General features: G+C 70.1%; 14 protein-coding genes. 4 read left to right on the top strand and 10 right to left on the bottom strand.

What is annotated here, in order from left to right; genetic code table 11:
- The first annotated feature begins 28 nt into the window (after positions 1–28).
- The 3 genes from ACSQ2G_RS16950 to ACSQ2G_RS16940 all read left to right on the top strand — a co-directional run bounded on the left by ACSQ2G_RS16950 (position 29) and on the right by ACSQ2G_RS16940 (position 3,154).
- Positions 29–799 (top strand): sulfite exporter TauE/SafE family protein, encoded by a 771-nt coding sequence (locus ACSQ2G_RS16950; protein WP_436032821.1) that lies wholly within the window; start codon positions 29–31, stop codon positions 797–799.
- 268 nt (positions 800–1,067) lie between these two features.
- The gene (trhA, locus tag ACSQ2G_RS16945) at positions 1,068–1,781 is read left to right on the top strand and encodes a PAQR family membrane homeostasis protein TrhA (RefSeq protein WP_310086164.1); all 714 of its coding nucleotides are present in this window, start codon (positions 1,068–1,070) and stop codon (positions 1,779–1,781) included.
- A gap of 20 nt (positions 1,782–1,801) precedes the next feature.
- The gene (locus tag ACSQ2G_RS16940; protein ID WP_436032819.1) at positions 1,802–3,154 is read left to right on the top strand and encodes a patatin-like phospholipase family protein; all 1,353 of its coding nucleotides are present in this window, start codon (positions 1,802–1,804) and stop codon (positions 3,152–3,154) included.
- Here the strand turns inward: ACSQ2G_RS16940 and ACSQ2G_RS16935 are convergent.
- The 8 genes from ACSQ2G_RS16935 to ACSQ2G_RS16900 all read right to left on the bottom strand — a co-directional run bounded on the left by ACSQ2G_RS16935 (position 3,144) and on the right by ACSQ2G_RS16900 (position 12,384).
- Positions 3,144–3,473 (bottom strand): hypothetical protein, encoded by a 330-nt coding sequence (locus tag ACSQ2G_RS16935; protein ID WP_436032817.1) that lies wholly within the window; start codon positions 3,471–3,473, stop codon positions 3,144–3,146. The genes ACSQ2G_RS16940 and ACSQ2G_RS16935 overlap by 11 nt on opposite strands.
- 116 nt (positions 3,474–3,589) lie before the next feature.
- A complete protein-coding gene (locus ACSQ2G_RS16930; protein ID WP_436032815.1) occupies positions 3,590–4,597 on the bottom strand; it encodes a lipid A-modifier LpxR family protein in 1,008 nt (335 codons plus the stop codon).
- 182 nt (positions 4,598–4,779) lie between these two features.
- On the bottom strand, positions 4,780–6,660 hold the full coding sequence (locus ACSQ2G_RS16925) for a ribonucleoside-diphosphate reductase subunit alpha (protein WP_436032813.1): 1,881 nt from the start codon (positions 6,658–6,660) through the stop codon (positions 4,780–4,782).
- Positions 6,661–7,128: 468 nt separating this feature from the next.
- On the bottom strand, positions 7,129–8,334 hold the full coding sequence (locus tag ACSQ2G_RS16920; protein ID WP_436032811.1) for an outer membrane beta-barrel protein: 1,206 nt from the start codon (positions 8,332–8,334) through the stop codon (positions 7,129–7,131).
- Between the two features lie 327 nt (positions 8,335–8,661).
- Complete coding sequence (locus ACSQ2G_RS16915; protein ID WP_436032809.1) at positions 8,662–9,837, bottom strand: ABC transporter permease; 1,176 nt, start codon at positions 9,835–9,837, stop codon at positions 8,662–8,664.
- The gene (locus ACSQ2G_RS16910) at positions 9,834–10,760 is read right to left on the bottom strand and encodes an ABC transporter ATP-binding protein (protein ID WP_436032807.1); all 927 of its coding nucleotides are present in this window, start codon (positions 10,758–10,760) and stop codon (positions 9,834–9,836) included. The genes ACSQ2G_RS16915 and ACSQ2G_RS16910 overlap by 4 nt, the downstream gene beginning before the upstream one ends.
- The gene (locus ACSQ2G_RS16905) at positions 10,757–11,743 is read right to left on the bottom strand and encodes an HlyD family secretion protein (RefSeq protein WP_436032805.1); all 987 of its coding nucleotides are present in this window, start codon (positions 11,741–11,743) and stop codon (positions 10,757–10,759) included. Before ACSQ2G_RS16905 ends, ACSQ2G_RS16910 begins: the two co-directional genes overlap by 4 nt.
- The gene (locus ACSQ2G_RS16900) at positions 11,740–12,384 is read right to left on the bottom strand and encodes a TetR/AcrR family transcriptional regulator (protein ID WP_436032803.1); all 645 of its coding nucleotides are present in this window, start codon (positions 12,382–12,384) and stop codon (positions 11,740–11,742) included. Before ACSQ2G_RS16900 ends, ACSQ2G_RS16905 begins: the two co-directional genes overlap by 4 nt.
- Positions 12,385–12,549: 165 nt before the next feature.
- On the opposite strand from ACSQ2G_RS16900, the gene ACSQ2G_RS16895 reads away from it, so the two are divergent.
- A complete protein-coding gene (locus ACSQ2G_RS16895; protein ID WP_436032801.1) occupies positions 12,550–14,049 on the top strand; it encodes a serine hydrolase in 1,500 nt (499 codons plus the stop codon).
- Between the two features lie 213 nt (positions 14,050–14,262).
- Here the strand turns inward: ACSQ2G_RS16895 and ACSQ2G_RS16890 are convergent, their stop codons facing one another.
- Both ACSQ2G_RS16890 and ACSQ2G_RS16885 read right to left on the bottom strand, forming a co-directional pair.
- Positions 14,263–16,035, bottom strand: a complete 1,773-nt coding sequence (locus ACSQ2G_RS16890; protein ID WP_436032907.1) for a cation:proton antiporter domain-containing protein — start codon at positions 16,033–16,035, stop codon at positions 14,263–14,265.
- A 39-nt stretch (positions 16,036–16,074) separates the two neighbouring features.
- Positions 16,075–16,338 (bottom strand): helix-turn-helix transcriptional regulator, encoded by a 264-nt coding sequence (locus tag ACSQ2G_RS16885; RefSeq protein WP_436032799.1) that lies wholly within the window; start codon positions 16,336–16,338, stop codon positions 16,075–16,077.
- Positions 16,339–16,344 lie beyond the last annotated feature (6 nt).

Below are 16,344 nucleotides of genomic sequence, written 5' to 3'. Positions count from 1 at the left end.
CCCGCCGCAACCCTGCTAACACCCACCCATGCTGACCGATCCGCTGTTCTACGCCGTCGCCATTCCCGCCGTGATCCTGCTGGGCCTGGCCAAGGGCGGGTTCGCCGGGATCGGGGTGGTGGCGGTGCCGCTGATGGCGCTGGTCATCTCGCCGGTGCTGGCCGCGGCGATCACCCTGCCGATCCTGCTGGCCCAGGACGTGGTCAGCGTCTGGTCGTTCCGCAGGACCTGGGACAGGGGTCTGCTGCTCCTGATGCTGCCGGCCGCGGCGGCCGGCGTCTTCGTCGGCTGGCTGCTGGCGGCCCGGGTGTCGGTGGCGGCGGTCGAGCTGTCGATCGGCGTGATCTCGATCGCCTTCTCGCTGCAGCGCCTGTGGGCCGAGCGGGCGGTCAAGGCGGCCGAGGCGGTCGAGGCCGGACCCGGCCGGCCCTGGCTGGGCGCCCTGTGCGGCGCGGTCGCCGGCTTCGCCAGCCAGGTTGCCCACGCCGGCGGCCCGCCGTTCCAAATCTATGTCCTGCCCCGCCGCCTGCCGCGCGACGTGTTCATCGGCACCAGCGCCATCTTCTTCGCCACGGTCAACTGGATGAAGGTCCCGGCCTATGTCGCCCTGGGCCAGTTCACGCCCCAGGTGCTGACCACGGCGGCCGTGCTGCTGCCCCTGGCCCTGGCCTCGACCTGGGCCGGCGTCTGGCTGGTGCGCCGCGTGCCGGCCGAGGGCTTCTACAAGGTCATCTACCTGCTGCTGATCGCGGTCGGGGCCAAGCTGGCCTGGGACGGAGCGCATGGCCTGCTGGGCTGAGGCGCTTACGCAACTGATCCCACAAGGTTGTCATCCCGGAAAGCGCGCAGCGCTTGTCCGGGACCCAGGGGAACCGCAAGGCCTTCGCCCAGTCCCCTGGGTCCCGGACAGCCTCTGCGAGGCTTCCGGGATGACAACGCGTTTGGGCCTCCGCCACTTCGCGGCGCTCTCACCGGCGAGCGGCGGCTGAGCGAAATAACATCGTCGGCCCTATCCCAGCCACGATGATCGGCGTTTATATGTCACCGATCGCGCGTAGAGTGGGGCCATGACCGAGACGACCAGCATCATCCCGACCACGCCCGCGGCGCAGGTTCCGGCGACGGTCGCGGCCAACCACTATCCGACGCCCGGCGCCAAGCGCGCCGACCTGGTGGTGCACCTGGCCGGCCTGGCCTGCGCCTTGCTGGGCGGCGGCATCATGCTGGGCCTGGCCTTCGGGCTGGGCTCGCTGAGCCAGGTGGCGGCCATCGCCGTCTACACCGTCGGCCTGATCACCATGCTGTCGCTGTCGACCGCCTACAACTTCGCCAAGGCCCGCTGGCGGCCGCTGCTGCGCCGCTTCGACCACGCCGGCATCTTCATCATGATCGCCGCCTCCTACACCCCGTTCACCACCCAGAACCTGCACGGCTGGTGGGCGATCGGCATGACCACGGCGGTGTGGTCGGTGGCCGGGATCGGCGTCGCCGCCAAGCTGTTCCTGCCGGGCCTGGACAAGCGTTTCTGGGTCGGCCTGTACCTGGCCCTGGGCTGGCTGGTGCTGGTGGCCATCAAGCCGATGATCGCCGGCATGGGCTGGGCGGCCCTGCTGCTGCTCGCGCTCGGCGGGGTGATCTATTCGACAGGTACGGTGTTCTACCTGATGAAGCGGCTGAAGTTCCGGCGGGCGATCTGGCATGGTCACGTGATCGGCGGCGCCGGCCTGCACTACGCCGCCGTGCTGGTCGGGGTGGTCCTGGCCTCGAGCGGTCACCCCTGACCTCGTAGGTTGGACGCGCCTTGAACACCCCGCCGGACTCCAAGAAGACCGTCCAGAGCTTTTTCCGGGACCGCGCGGCGAACGCCCAGCGCGGCAAACGCCTGCCCGCCCCGCTGGGCCACGCCGACAATACCATCGAGGCCGCCGGCTTTCCCGGGGTGCGGCTCAGCATCGACGAGGCCGACGAGGCCCTGCGCAGCGTCGCCGACCGCCTGGCCCCGCTGCGGCCGCTGCTGGGCCGCGACGACTTCAACATCCTGGCCCTGTCCGGCGGCGCGGCCGGCGGCGCCTTTGGGGCCGGGGCCCTGGTGGGCCTGACCAAGGCCGGGACCCGGCCGCGGTTCGCCATCGTCACCGGCGTCAGCACCGGCGCCCTGATCGCGCCGTTCGCCTTCCTCGGCCCGACCTGGGACGACCGCCTGGCCGAGGCCTATGTCGGCGGCCACGCGGCCGACCTGCTCAGCCTCAAGCGCCTGGGTCCGACCCTGGGACCCAGCCTGTTCCGCGGCGAGTCGCTGGACGGGCTGGTCGCGCCGTTCGTCGACCTGGAGATGATCGAAGCCATCGCTGGCGAGCACGCCCGCGGCCGGCGCCTCTTGATCGCCACCACCAACCTCGACAGCCAGAAGGCGACGATCTGGGACATGGGCGAGATCGCCAGCCGGGGCGGCGAGGCGGCCGTGCGGCTGTTCCGCGACGTGCTGGTGGCCTCGGCCACCCTGCCGGGCCTGTTCCCGCCCAAGCTGATCGATGTCGAGGCCCCTGACGGTGAGGGCGGCGTGACACGCTATCAGGAGATGCACGCCGACGGCGGCATCGCCGCGCCGCTGTTCCTGATGCCCGACGCCCTGCTGCGCTGGCGCGAGCTGGGCCAGCGCCTGCGGCGTGGCCGGGTCTATGTGATCTTCAACACCGTGCTCGATCCCTCGCCCCTCACCACCCAGCCCGGCGTGGCCTCGATCATGGGGCGTAGCTTCGAGACCATGCTGCGGTTCTCGTACCGTCAGGCGCTGAGCGTGGCCGCCGGCTTCTGCGCCCGCCACAGCCTGCCGCTCTGGTCCGCCTCGATCCCGGCCAGCTTCTCGCATTTCAACATGATGAAGTTCGAGACCGCGCTCATGCGGCGGACCTTCGACGACGCCGAGGCCCTGGCGATCAGCGGCGGGCTGTGGTCCAGCGCCATCCCGGCGCCCGAGCCCCTGTGGCGTGGCCTGTTCAGGCGCCAGGCCGCGACGCGGCGTCAGACGGTCAAGGATCCGATCCTGACGCCGGCCCTGGCCGCGCCGGACGAACCGCCCATCGACCTGGCGGCCGATCCGGGGGCCAATCCGGCGGTGGGCCCCGGCGTCGAACGGGAAGAGCCTATTTCTTGAGGTAGCGGGCGCGCAGCTTCTCGACGCGCGGCGGATCGGCCCGGAAGTCGGCGGCCAGGCCCAGGCGGGCGTTGCACGACGGGCAGCGCACCGAGTCCTCGTCGGCCAGCTCGGCCGGCGGGTCGAAGCGCGCGCCGCAGGGCTTGCACTTGAAGTCGCCCGTGGGCGGCGGCGCGGGCGGCGGCTCCGGAGCCCTCATCACGACGCGCTTGGCGCCGGCCGGCCGCGGGATGCGCTCGAGCGGCGGCGGGCCGCCCGGCGCGGCGACGCCGCTTTTCAGGCTCAGGATCTTGCGGCGAGGAGGCTCGCTATCGCTCATGACGCTGGATGGCTCGGCTGGAGGCCCGGCTGAAGGCTCGGTGAAGGACGGGCGCTAGCTGCATGATCTGGGCCCGAAACTCAAGCGCCGAAGCACATCGCGCCGGCGCGGCTGTCCTACCAGTGCGGCCTCAGGCTGAACGAGAAGGCGACCATCTCGTCCTTCTGGGTGGCCATGCCCATGATCTGGTCCTTGGCCCTGATCTTGCGGTGCACATAGCCGAACGACGCTTGCATAGGCCCCTTGCGCCAGGCCAGGCCGGCCTGGCCGTCGCCGACCAGCTTGCTGCTGGCGTCGGTGGTGACCCCGGCGCGGCTCCAGTCGCCGTCGCCGCTGCGCAGCATGTTCAGGCCCACGGCCTGGCCGCTGGCGGCGGCGAACATGTACCAGCGCCCCTGCTGGCCGAACTGGCGGCCGTCCTCGACGCCCAGCGAGTTGACCACCTGGTCGCCCATCTTCTTGCCGAACCGCACCGTCGCGCCCGCCTCGGCCGAGCCGCCGGCCCCGCCGATGCCCAGGCCGGCGTGCGGCGTGACGTCCAGGGCGTACTTGCCGGCCCCCAGCGACACGGCCGCCGGCCAGCCGCGGGTCACGGTGACGTCGACGTCGCGGTCCTCGAAGCTGTCCTGTTCGGGCCGCACCAGGGCCAGGGGCCGGGTCTGGCCCAGCGGCGCGACGCTGGCCACCGACACGCGGACCGAGTCGACGGCGTGATGGCCCTCGCCGACCACGAAGGCGTTGGACCGCCAGGTGACCGGGCCGCGGCCCTCGTAATAGCGGTTGGCGTCCAGCAGGCCGGCGTCGCCATGGGCGCCGGCGGGCGAGAGCGCGAAGGTGGGATCGCTGTCGCGGCCGGTCCTGGTGGCGGGCGCCTCGGCGAAGCCGACCGCGCTGCTGGTGGCGGGCCGGACGTTGCGGACGCCCAGGTCCACGGGCGCGCCGGCGCGCAGGTCGACGACGAAACTGGGCGAGGCAGGCTTGCGGACGGCGCTGAACGCCCTATCTGAAGGCCTTGACGACTTGGCGGCTTTTGTCGGGGCGGACCGCATCGGCGCGGCCTGCGCGGCGGCGACAGCCAGAGCGCTCACCCCCAAGATCGCGACAAACGCCGTGCAAGCACGCATTCAGGTCCCCAGAACCCATATCCCCATCGAAAGCCTACTCGGAATCCGAGTGACGTCCATGGGACAAATCCCCACGTCATGAACATTTCTTGCGGGCGATGGTTCCCGACGCGAAAACGGCGCCGCGGAGGTCCGCGACGCCGTTGATTTTCAGGACTTGCCGAGCGTTCGCCCGGGCCGGATCACTGGCAGGCCAGGCATTCCTCGTAGTCGGTCTTGGACGGCGCGTCGAAGCCGTTGAGAGGCCCCGCCACCGCCACGTCCGAGCCGGCGTAGGACGCTCGCTGCACCGACTTGGAGCGCAGGTAGTACAGCGACTTCACGCCGCGCTCCCAGGCCTGCCAGTGCAGCATGTGCAGGTCCCACTTGTCGACGTCGCCGGGCAGGAAGATGTTCACCGACTGGCTCTGGCAGACTTCCGGCGTGCGGTCGGCGGCCAGCTCGACCACCCAGCGCTGGTCCAGTTCGAAGGCGGTCTTGTAGACGTCCTTGTCGTCCTGGCTGAGGAAGTCCAGGTGCTGGACCGAGCCTTCGTTCTCCAGGATCGAGCCCCAGACCGCGTCGGTGTTCTGACCCTTCTCCTCGAGCAGACGCTCCAGATAGGGGTTCTTGACCGCGAACGAACCCGACAGGGTCTTGTGGGTGTAGATGTTGGCCGGGATCGGCTCGATGCCGGCCGAGGTGCCGCCGCAGATGATCGAGATCGAGGCGGTCGGGGCGATGGCCAGCTTGTGCGAGAAGCGCTCCAGCGAGCCACGCTCGGCGGCGTCGGGGCAGGGGCCCTTCTCCTGGCCGATGGCGATCGACGCCTTGTCGGCCTCGCGGCGCAGGTGCTTGAACATCCGCATGTTCCAGCTCTTGGCCAGGGCGCTCTCGAACGGCACGTTCTGGCTCTGCAGGAAGCTGTGGAAGCCCATCAGGCCCAGGCCCACCGAGCGCTCGCGCATGGCCGCGTAGGCGGCGGTCGAGGCGGCGTCCGGGGCACGGTCGATGAAGTCCTGCAGGACGTTGTCGAGGAAGCGCATGATGTCCTCGATGAACATCGGATGGTCGCGCCACTCCAGGAAGGTCTCGGCGTTGACCGACGACAGGCAGCAGACGGCGGTGCGGTCGTTGCCCAGGTGGTCGACGCCGGTGTGCAGCATGATTTCGCTGCACAGATTGGACTGGCGGACCTTCAGGCCCAGCTCGCGCTGGTGCTGGGGCATGGCCCGGTTCACGGTGTCGGAGAAGATCAGATAGGGCTCGCCGGTCTGCAGGCGCAGCTCCAGCACCTTCTGCCACAGGGCCCGGGCGTCGACCTCGCGCAGGACCTCGTTGGTCTTGGGCGAGCGCAGGCCGAACTTGTGGCCGTCGCGGACGGCGTGCATGAACTCGTCGGTGATCGAGATGCCGTGGTGCAGGTTCAAGGACTTGCGGTTGAAGTCGCCAGACGCCTTGCGGATCTCCAGGAACTCTTCGATTTCCGGGTGGTGGATGTCCAGATAGACGGCCGCCGAGCCGCGGCGCAGCGAACCTTGGCTGATCGCCAGGGTCAGGCTGTCCATCACGCGGATGAAGGGGATGATGCCGCTGGTCTGGCCCTGGCCCTTGACCTTCTCGCCGATCGACCGGACGCCGCCCCAGTAGGTGCCGATGCCGCCGCCGTTGGCCGCCAGCCAGACGTTCTCGTTCCAGACGCCCAGGATGCCGTCCAGGCTGTCGTCGACGGCGTTCAGGAAGCAGCTGATCGGCAGGCCGCGCTCGGCGCCGCCGTTGCTGAGCACCGGGGTCGACGGCATGAACCACAGCTGGCTCATGTAGTCGTAGACGCGCTGGGCGTGGTCGGCGTCGTCGGCGAAGGCCGTCGACACGCGGGCGAACATGTCCTGGTAGGACTCGCCCGGCAGCAGGTAGCGGTCTTCCAGCGTGGTCTTGCCGAAATCGGTCAGCAGGGCGTCGCGCGAGCGATCGACCTCGACCTTGCGCACCAGCGCCAGTTTCGGACGTTCGGCCTTCATCCCGCCGGTGCGGGCCTGGGGAATAGCCGTCGTCTTCGCCGCTTCACTGCCGTTCATGATCAAAATCCATAATCAATCAGCGTGTTCCGGAAAAGGGATCGCCCCGCCCAGCCGCTACATCTTGTGGCCGAGGAGCCCCCTCAGCCCACATATGGGGCCACAGTGGCTAATGACTCGTCAACGACGAGATGCGCCCCGCGGGCGAGTTTTTTCTTAACAAGCTGTGAACGAACGACGGTGGCCGAGAAGATGCTGGGTAGGATCAAAGGGTTGCACGGCAAGGGCGAATGCGGCTGCGACGTGCTGTCGCGGGCCACAAAGAAGTGATCCGATCGCGGACCGGATTCCATCGAAAGGCGCTTGCTTCGGCCAGCCTCCCGCCGACGGGCGATCCGACGCCCACGGCGCATCCCTGGCCTTCATTTCTCGGCTTCCCCACCCTGGCGCGACGGCGGTCGAGGCAAGGAGACGAGACAAAAGAAAAGGGCCCGGCGTTTCCGCCGGGCCCTCAACTTTGTCGTGATCTTGATCTTAGAAGTTGATCGAGATCGTGGAACGGCGGTTCAGCGGTTCCTTCACACCATCGCCGGTGGCGACGGCGGGGGCGCTTTCGCCCTTCCAGTCAACGGCCAGGGTGTCGGCGGCGACACCGGCGCCGACCAGGGCGTCAGCCACGGCCTTCGCACGACGCTCCGAGAGCTTGGCGTTGTACTTCGGCGAACCCGAGGTGTCGGTGTGACCGACGACCACCAGCTTGGTGGCGTGACCCGAGGTCGCGTAGTTCGCGGCTTCCGAAACCACCGACTGAGCTTCCGGCGTCAGCACGTACTGATCGAACGGGAAGTAGACGATGAATTCCTTGGCCTCGTAGGCCACCGGCGGCGGAGGCGGCGGGGGCGGAGGAGGCGGCGGGGGAGGCGGCGGCGGGGGCGGCGGGGGCGGAGGAGGGGGCGGCGGGGGCGGCGGAGCCGCGAAGGAGTACCGCAGACCGACGGTCAGCGATTGATCCTTGTACTGCCCTTCGAACGCGCCGGGGTTGATCGGGCCCGAGCTGGTGGTTTGCCAGCTGTGGTCCTGGGTCGCGAACCAGCGATAGGTCACATCGACCTTCAGCTTGTCGGTCGCCTTGATCGAGGCGCCGGCGATGGCCTGCCAGGCGATGGCGATATCGTCGTCGTCGGCCGTCAGGTTCTGGATCGCCGGGTTGGTCGCGGTGACCGGGCCGACGCCGCTGTATTGGCCCAGCGCGCTGACGTCCAGGCGGTTGATGCCGACGCCGGCGCCCAGATACGGGTTGATCCACGATTCCGGCGCGAAGTCGTACAGGACGTTGACCATCAGCGACCACGAGTCGATCGAGCCCGACGGGCTGCCGCAGGTCGGGGCGGCCGCGGTGCGGGTCACGCCGGGGGTGCAGAGGCCGATCGGCTGCTGACGGACCGGGTTGCCGCGGACGCTGGTCAGGTCGCCGGGACGATAGCCGCCCTCGACTTCGGCGCGCCAGTTCGGGTTGAACTGGTAGCCCAGGCGGACGAAGCCGGCCCAGTCGTTATCCGTCGACCAGGTCCAGTGCGCCGCAGCGCCGTCCCGCAGGATCTGTTCGGATTCGGTAGTGATGCCCTCGGGCCAGTGGTAGCCAAGGTCGACCGCGCCGTACCAGCCGGTCTCTTGGGCCGAAGCGGCGCCAGCGGCGAACACCGCGGCCAGAGCCACTCCCGCCAGGAGTTGAAGTTTCATATCAAGAGCCCTCTATTGCCCTGCACCGGCCGAGACCGACCGAGCATTGTTATACCAAGGCGCGCGATCCGCGAAAGTGTCAGCAGAGCAACACCCGCCAGGTTTCGGCGCCCCATAGGGAAGACGCCGCGAACACCTGACCGCCCCCACAGAAATCAACTTCCGAGCGTTTCGGCTGACTGTCCCGGAAAAAGCGCCAGCGTGGTATCGGTTCGCATGTGAATCCGCGCAGCGCAAGGCCTTGCGCGCTTTTTGCATCGCCGGCATGCTTAAAAGCGCCGCATCCGAGGATGAATTCACCGCGGCGCACAAGGGGCGCCGGCTACCTCAGTCCAGCGTCCGCCGGTAGCGCGACATGGCGGCGGCGGCGATGGCCACGACAAATACCGCCAGGGCCGCGAGACTTGTCCACAGGTCCAGAAGGCCCAGTCCTTTAAGTAAAGACCCACGCACCACCCGCAGGAAATGGGTCACGGGAATCACGCTGCCCAGGGCCTGGGCCCAGGCCGGCATGCCGCGGAACGGGAACATGAAGCCCGACAGCAGGATCGACGGCAGAATGTAAAAGAATGACATCTGCACGGCCTGCAGCTGGTTGCGGGCCACGGTCGAGATCAGGAAGCCCAGCGACAGCGACCCCAGGATGAACAGCACCACGCCCACGGCCAGGGCGTCCCAGCCGCCCGCCATGGGCACGGCGAACAGCACCCGCGCCAGGACCAGGATCACCACCGTCTGGATCAGGCCCACCACCACATAGGGCGAGAGCTTGCCGATCATCACCTCGATCGGCTTGGCCGGGGTGGCCAGCAGACTCTCCATCGTGCCGCGCTCATATTCGCGGGTCATGCCCAGCGAGGTCATCATCACCAGGGTCAGCGACAGCACCACGCCCAGCAGGCCCGGCACGATGTTGTAGGCGGTGATGGCCTCGGGATTGTAGCGCCGGTGGATCACCACCTCGAACGGGTCGCCGTCGAGTCGCGCGGCGGCTCCGACCAGGTCGCGGGAAAGCGCGGTACGCGGAAGGTTGGCCAGGGCGGCGATGGCCCCGCCGGTGGCGGCGGGGTCCGACGCGTCGGCCTCGACCAGGATCTGGGCGTCGTCGCCGCGCACCACCCGGCGGGTGAAGTCGGCGGGGATGGTCAGGGCGAACTGCACCTCGCCCCGGGCGATGGCCTGGTCCAGTTCCTCGGGCGAAGCGGCCTCGCGGACGATCTTGAAATAGCCGTTGTGGGCCAGGGCCGACAGGGCCGAGCGGGCCATCGGTCCGTGGTCCTGCACCAGCACCGCCGTCGGCAGGTCGCGCGGGTCGCTGTTGATCGCGTAGCCGAACAGCAGCAGCTGGACGATCGGCATGACCAGGATCATCGCATAGGTCAGCCTGTCGCGGGTGAGCTGGATGAATTCCTTGGTCAGCACCGCCAGGATTCGGTTCAGCGACAGGCCGCGATCGCCAGGCGCGTCCGGATCGGAAGACTTGGCGCTCCTTGGGGCGCTCATTGGAAGTTGTCCTTCGACGAGGCCATCAGCTGGATGAACACGTCCTCCAGGGTGGGCGAGACCTCGGTCCAGGTCAGCGGCGGCTTGCGGTAGGGGGCGATGGCGGCCTCGAGCGCCGCGCGGTCCTGGCCGCTGACGTGCAGGGCGGCGCCGAACGGCGCGGCCATGGCCACGCCGGGCGCCTTGGCCAGTTCGCGGCCCAGGCGGTCGGCCCCGGGGCCCTCGGCGCGGAAGGTGGTCAGGCCCGACTGGCCGATCACTTCATCCAGCGTGCCGCGCGCCATCAGCCGGCCGTAGGCGATATAGGCGATGTCGTGGCAGCGCTCGGCCTCGTCCATGTAGTGCGTCGAGACCATGACGGTCAGGCCCTCGGCCGACAGGGCGTGGATCTCGTCCCAGAACTCCCTTCGCGCTTGGGGATCGACGCCCGCCGTGGGTTCGTCCAGCAGCAGCAGGCGCGGTTCGTGCAGCACGCAGGCGGCCAGGGCCAGGCGCTGCTTCCAGCCGCCGGACAGGCTGCCGGCCAGCTGCTTCTGGCGATTGGCCAGGCCCAGGCGGTCCAGGGCCTCGTCCACCCGCTCCCGCCGGCGATCCAGGCCGTAGATCCGCGCCGTGAAGTCCAGATTCTCGCGGATCGACAGGTCCTCGTAGAGCGAGAACTTCTGGGTCATGTAGCCGGTCTGGCGCTTGACCGCCTCGGCGCGGCGACGGAAGTCCAGGCCCAGCACCGTCCCTTCGCCGCCGTCCGGGGTCAGCAGGCCGCACAGCATGCGCAGGGTGGTGGTCTTGCCCGAGCCGTTGGGGCCCAGGAAGCCGGTGATCTTGCCCGCCCCCACCTGGATGGTCAGGTCCTGGACCACGTGCTTGTCGCCGTACGACTTGTCCAGGCCGCGCACGTCGACGGCGAGGTCGGCGACGCTCACCGGCCCGCGGCCTTCAGCGGGACCACGTCGACCGGCAGGCCCGGCGGCAGGTCGGCCGGATGGTCCGGCAGGGCCTCGACCAGGAACACCAGCCGGTCGCGGGCGTCGCGGCTGTAGATCACCGGCGGGGTGAACTCGGCCCGGGGACTGACGAAATTGATCCGGGCCCCGAGCCCGGCCTTGCAGCCGTCGCAGGCGAAGGCGATCCGCGTCCCTGGCCGGTAGAGCGCGACCTCGGCCTGGGGCACGTAGAAGCGCAGGCGCACCCGGTTGTCGGCCAGCAGGGCCACCACCGGCTGGTTGGCCGCCACCCACTCGCCGGGCTGGTAGAAGACGTCCTGCACCCGCGCGGCGACCGGGGCCCTGGGGCTGATCTGGTCCAGGCGGTTCTGGACGACCGCCAGCTGCTCGCGGGCCGCGGCGGCCTGGCTTTCGGCGGCGCGGACGGCGTCGGTTCGCCCGCCCAGGGTTCCGACCCGACGCTGCTGCTCGACGGTGCGGACATTGGCCTGGGCGGTCTTCAGCGCGGCGCGCGCCTGGTCGAGGCGGGCGGGGGCGTAGATGCCCTTGGCCGCCAGCGGCGCGATGCGGTTGTAGTCGGCCTGGGCCTCGGCGAGGGCGGCCGTGGCGGCGGCGCGCTGGGCGTCGTAGACCGCCAGCTCGTCGGGCCGCTGGCCCTTGGCGGCGTCCAGGGCCTGGGACTGGGCCGCGGCGGCCTGGGCGGCGGCCTGGTCGCGGGCGGCGACCAGCTGGGCGGCGTCCAGGGCGAACAGCGGCTGGCCGGCGGCGACCCGCTGACCGCGCTGCACCGACACCGTGCTGACCGGCCCCGCCGCCGAGGCTCCGACATACAGCGTCTCGCCCTCGACATAGCCCGACAGCCGCCGGGGATGGGCCGCGCCCGGCCCCCAGAGCCGCCAGGCGACGAAGCCCACGAGCCCGAGCATGGCGACGGCCAGGACGATGCGAACCTGCGGCTTCATGCGCGCCCCTCCGCCGGCTGGACCAGCATGCCCTGCAGGACGACCTCGGCGTGCTGGGCCAGCAGGGCCTTCAGGTCGATCGGCTTGACCCCGACCGGCACGAACACCTCGCGCCACAAGACGCCCAGCAGCAGGGGCCCGGCCAGGCTGAACACATAGAGCTGGGGATCGCCGGGCCGCACCTCGCCGCGCGCCTGGGCGGCGACCACCGCCGCGCTGATCGCCCCCAGCATCACCGAGACCACCTCCTCGTGCCAGACCTTGGCCAGTTCGGGGAAGTTCCGCGACTCGCCGATCACCATCTTGACCACCGCGCCCAGCCGGCCCTCGGTGATCACCTCGGCGACGCGGGCGAAGGCCAGGCGGATCAGCTGGCCGAACGGCAGGGGACTCTGGGCGACGAAGCCGGCGACGGTCGCCAGGTTGGGGACGATCGTCTCGCGCACCACCGCCCGGAACAGGTCCTGCTTGGTCTCGAAATAGAGGTAGAGCGCCCCCTTGGAGACCCCGGCCCGGGCGGCGATGTCGTCCAGCCGCGCGGCGGCGAAGCCCTTTTCGGAGAACACCTCCAGCGCCGCGGCGATGATCTCGCCGGGCCGGGCCTCGCTGCGTCGTCGCCACTTGGGCTGGCCGGTCTGCATGGCGCGGGCGCTCGATGTATATAACTGACGGGTCAGTTATATACGAAATCGCGACGATCGCAAGCTTCGGCGAAGCCCAGGCCCCGCAGGTGAACCCGATGTCACTATGTCGAAGGCCGCGCCGCCCCTAGGTTGCCTCGCGAACCTCGGCAGCGGACCTCCCTGATGACCATCATCGCCCGGACTTCCTCGACCTCGCGCGTAAGCGGCATGGCGCGGCGCGAGCTGCTCGCCCTGGCGCCGGCGATCCCGCTGGCGCTGTCCGGCCCGGCGAACGCGGCCCCGGCGGCGGATCCGGTCGGAACGATCGTCGCGGAGTTCGTGCGTACGGGCCGCGTCGACGGCATCTCCGCCGCCGTCGTGCACGGCGGACGCACCCGCTTTCACAACGCCGGCCTGATCACGCGCGGCGACTCCACGCCAGCGACCGAGCGCAGCGTCTACGAGATCGGCTCGATCTCCAAGACCTTCACCGGCCTGCTGCTGGCCCATGCGATCCTGGAGGGCCGCGCGGCCGCCTCGGACGACGTGCACAAATACCTGCCCCCGGGCTACGACAACCTCGCGCGCGGCGATCGCCCCGTGCGGCTGATCGACCTGGTCGACACCACCTCGGCCCTGCCCGACAACCTGCCCGACTGGCGCCAAGCGATCGGCGACGCCAAGCCCGAGCAGATCCCGTTCATCGCCGCCAAGCTCCTTGAGGGCTATACGTCCGAGAAGCTGATGGCCGACCTGCGCACGGCCAGCCTGGTCGACACCCCCGGCGCCGCGCCGCGCCATTCCAACGTCGCTTCGCAGCTGGTCGGGATCGTGCTGGAACGGCTCTACGGCCGCCCGTACGAGGCCTTGCTGGCCCAGTATGTCGAGCGGCCGCTGGGCATGGCCTCGGGCGTCGCCGCGCCGTCGACCGCCCTGGTCGCGCAGGGCTATGATCCCAACGGCCCCGCGACGCCGGCGCTCACCGCCCCCGTGGTCCGCGCGGCCGGCGGGTTGCGCTATTCGGCGGCGGACATGGCGCGCTACCTCGCCGCCCAACTGGCCGCGCGCGATCCCGCCATCGCCCTGACCCACCAGCCGGCCTGGGGGGCGCCGGACACCGGCGCGATCGGCTTCCACTGGATGATCGCCAAGACCGCCGACAGCCAAGTCTACCTGCGCCACGGCGGCGGCACCTTCGGCTTCTCGAGCTATTGCGATTTCTATCCGGACAAGGGCTACGGCATCGTCCTGCTGGCCAATCGCGCGGGGCTGGAGGGCGCGCTGCAGTCGGCCGCCGACGCCGCGCACGACGCGCTGTTCGGCCGCCCCCGCGGATTGGCGGCGCTGGAGGCCGCGCTCGAGCAGAGCCGCTACGCCGACGTCGCCGCCTCGGTCGCCGACGCGCGCCGCCGCTTTCCGGAGCTTCATCTCACCGAGGAGCGCGTCAACGGCTGGGGCTACCGCCTGCTGTTCGCGCCGCGCCCGGCCGAGGCCAAGGCGCTGTTCGGCTACAATGTCGCCGAGCACCCCGACAGCTGGAACGCCCACGACAGCTACGCCGAGGCGCTGGCGGCGACCGGCGACAGGGAGGGGGGCCTTGCGGAGTATCGCCGGTCGCTGGCGCTGAACCCGGCCAACGACAACGCCGGCAAGATGATCGCGAAGATCGAGGCCGGGCAGTAGGGCGGCGGCCTGGACGTGGCCTTCTATTCTTGAACCACCACTTTTCTGATCCGCTCATCCCGGCGAATGCCGGGACCCAGATCCCTTGGCGGTGAGGTTGATTGGAAGGGTTCAGAGCCTTTGGCGTCAGCCTCGAAGCCATTCCATCTGGGTCCCGGCATTCGCCGGGATGAGCGGATCAAAAGTCAGCGGCTCAACAGACAAAAACCGCCCCTACACCCTTCCCGCGTCCCTAAGCCGCTTGCGCTTGCCGCCCAGGGCGTCCGGCCGGTTCAGGACCTTGCGGTATTCGTCGCGGCGTTCGTGGATCGAGGCGATGACCAGGCCCATGGGTACGCCGATGTCGACCAGCACGGCTTCCGACAGCTGCAGGCTGGCCTCGATGGTCTCGGGGACGGCGTCGGTGGCGCCCAGCTCGTAGAGCCGGGCGGCGTGGCGGGCGTCGCGGGCCCGGGCGACGATGGTCAGGTCGGGGCGATGGCCGCGCGCCGTGGCCACCACCGCCTCGGCCGCTTCCGGCGAGTCCATGGTCACCACCACGGCCCGGGCATGGTCCAGGCCGCAGCGCTCAAGCAGCTCGACCCGCGAGGCGTCGCCGAAATAGACCCGGTGGCCGGCGCGGCGGCCCTGCTGGACGAAGCCGGGGTCGCGGTCGATGGCGATCCACGGCAGGTCGTGGCGGTCCAGCATGTCGCCGACCAGCCGCCCGACCCGGCCGTAGCCGACCACCAGCACCCGGCCCGCCGGCTCCTCGCTGTGCAGGCCCACCAGGTCGGGCGCCTCGCTGACCGGCGCCGCCGCCTTCCTGGCCAGTCGCCCGCCGAGGCCCGACAGCAGCGGGATCAGGAACATGGTCAGGGTCGCGGCCACCAGCACGGCCTGGCCGATCTGGTCGGAGACCACGCTGGCCGCCATGGCGTTGTCCAGGATCACGAAGGCGAACTCGCCGCCGGCCGCCAGGGTCAGGGCGGCCTCGATGGACGCCCGGTTCGACAGGCCGAACAGCCGGCCCAGCCCCATGATCATCACGCCCTTGACCACCAGCAGGCCGACCGCGACGCCCAGCACCAGGGCCGGCGAGGCGACCAGCAGCGACAGGTCGAGGCGAATGCCCAGCGACACGAAGAACAGGCTGAGCAGCAGGCCCTTGAACGGCTCGATCTTGACCTCGACCTCGTGGCGGTACTCGGTCTCGGCCAGCAGGATGCCGGCCACGAAGGCGCCCAGGGCCATCGACAGGCCCGACAGCGACGCCACCAGCCCCGCGCCGATGATCACCAGCAGGCAGGCGGCCATGAACATCTCTTCGCTCTTGGCCTTCGCCACCGAGCGCATCATCGGCCGCAGGGCCAGGCGGCCGAACAGCACGATCGCCCCCAGTCCGACCGCCGCCGGGCCCAGGGCCAGCAGGTCGCCCAGGCCGAAGGTTCCGTCGCCGCGGCCCAGGATCGCCAGGGTGATCAGGATCGGGGCCACCGCCAGGTCCTGGAACAGCAGCACCGAGAAGGTGGCCCGGCCGCCCTCGGCGTGCAGCCGCTTGCGCTCGACCAGCACCGGCACGGCGATGGCGGTGGAGGACAGGGTCAGGGCCGCGCCGATCGCCAGGGCCGCCACCGGCGGCTGGCCCAGGGCCATGGCGATCAGCCCCAGGGCCAGCGAACAGCCGATCATCTGCAGGGCGCCCAGCCCGAACACCAGCTTGCGCATCAGCCGCAGCCGCTCCCACGACAGCTCCAGCCCGATCATGAACAGCAGGAACACCACCCCGAACTCGGCCAGCTGGGCGATTTCCTGCGGGTTGTCGACGGTGACGTAGTCCAGCCACGGGAAGCTGCGGCTCAGGGCGCCCAGGCCGAACGGGCCCAGGACCACCCCGGCGATCAGGAAGCCGAGGATCGGGTTCAGCTTCAGCCGCTTGAACAGCGGCGCGACGATGCCCGCCGTGGCCAGGAACAGCACCAGGTCCTTGTAGTCCGCCGGCGACATCGCGTGGTTCACGTGGTCTTGCCCCCTCTTGGCGCGTTCCTAGCTGGCCAGTTTCAGTCTTACGCCCGCCCCGGCCTCGGCCCCATGGTCGCCGCCGGGCGGGATCAGCGTGACGCCGCCGGCTTCCAGCGCGTCGATCAGCAGGCGTTCGGTGCTATGGTGCAGGGCGTGGCGCTCGGTCTCGAAGTCCTTGACCGTGCTGCGCGACACGCCCGCCCGGTCGGCCAGTTCGCCCTGCGACCAGCTGAGCAGGCCGCGCGCGCCCCGGCACTGGGCCGGCAGGAGAATTTTGGCGTGGGGCATCTGGTG

It is taken from the genome of Caulobacter sp. LjRoot300 (genome assembly GCF_964253875.1).
GTDB lineage: Bacteria > Pseudomonadota > Alphaproteobacteria > Caulobacterales > Caulobacteraceae > Caulobacter.
This window is presented reverse-complemented; position numbering and strand designations above follow the sequence as displayed.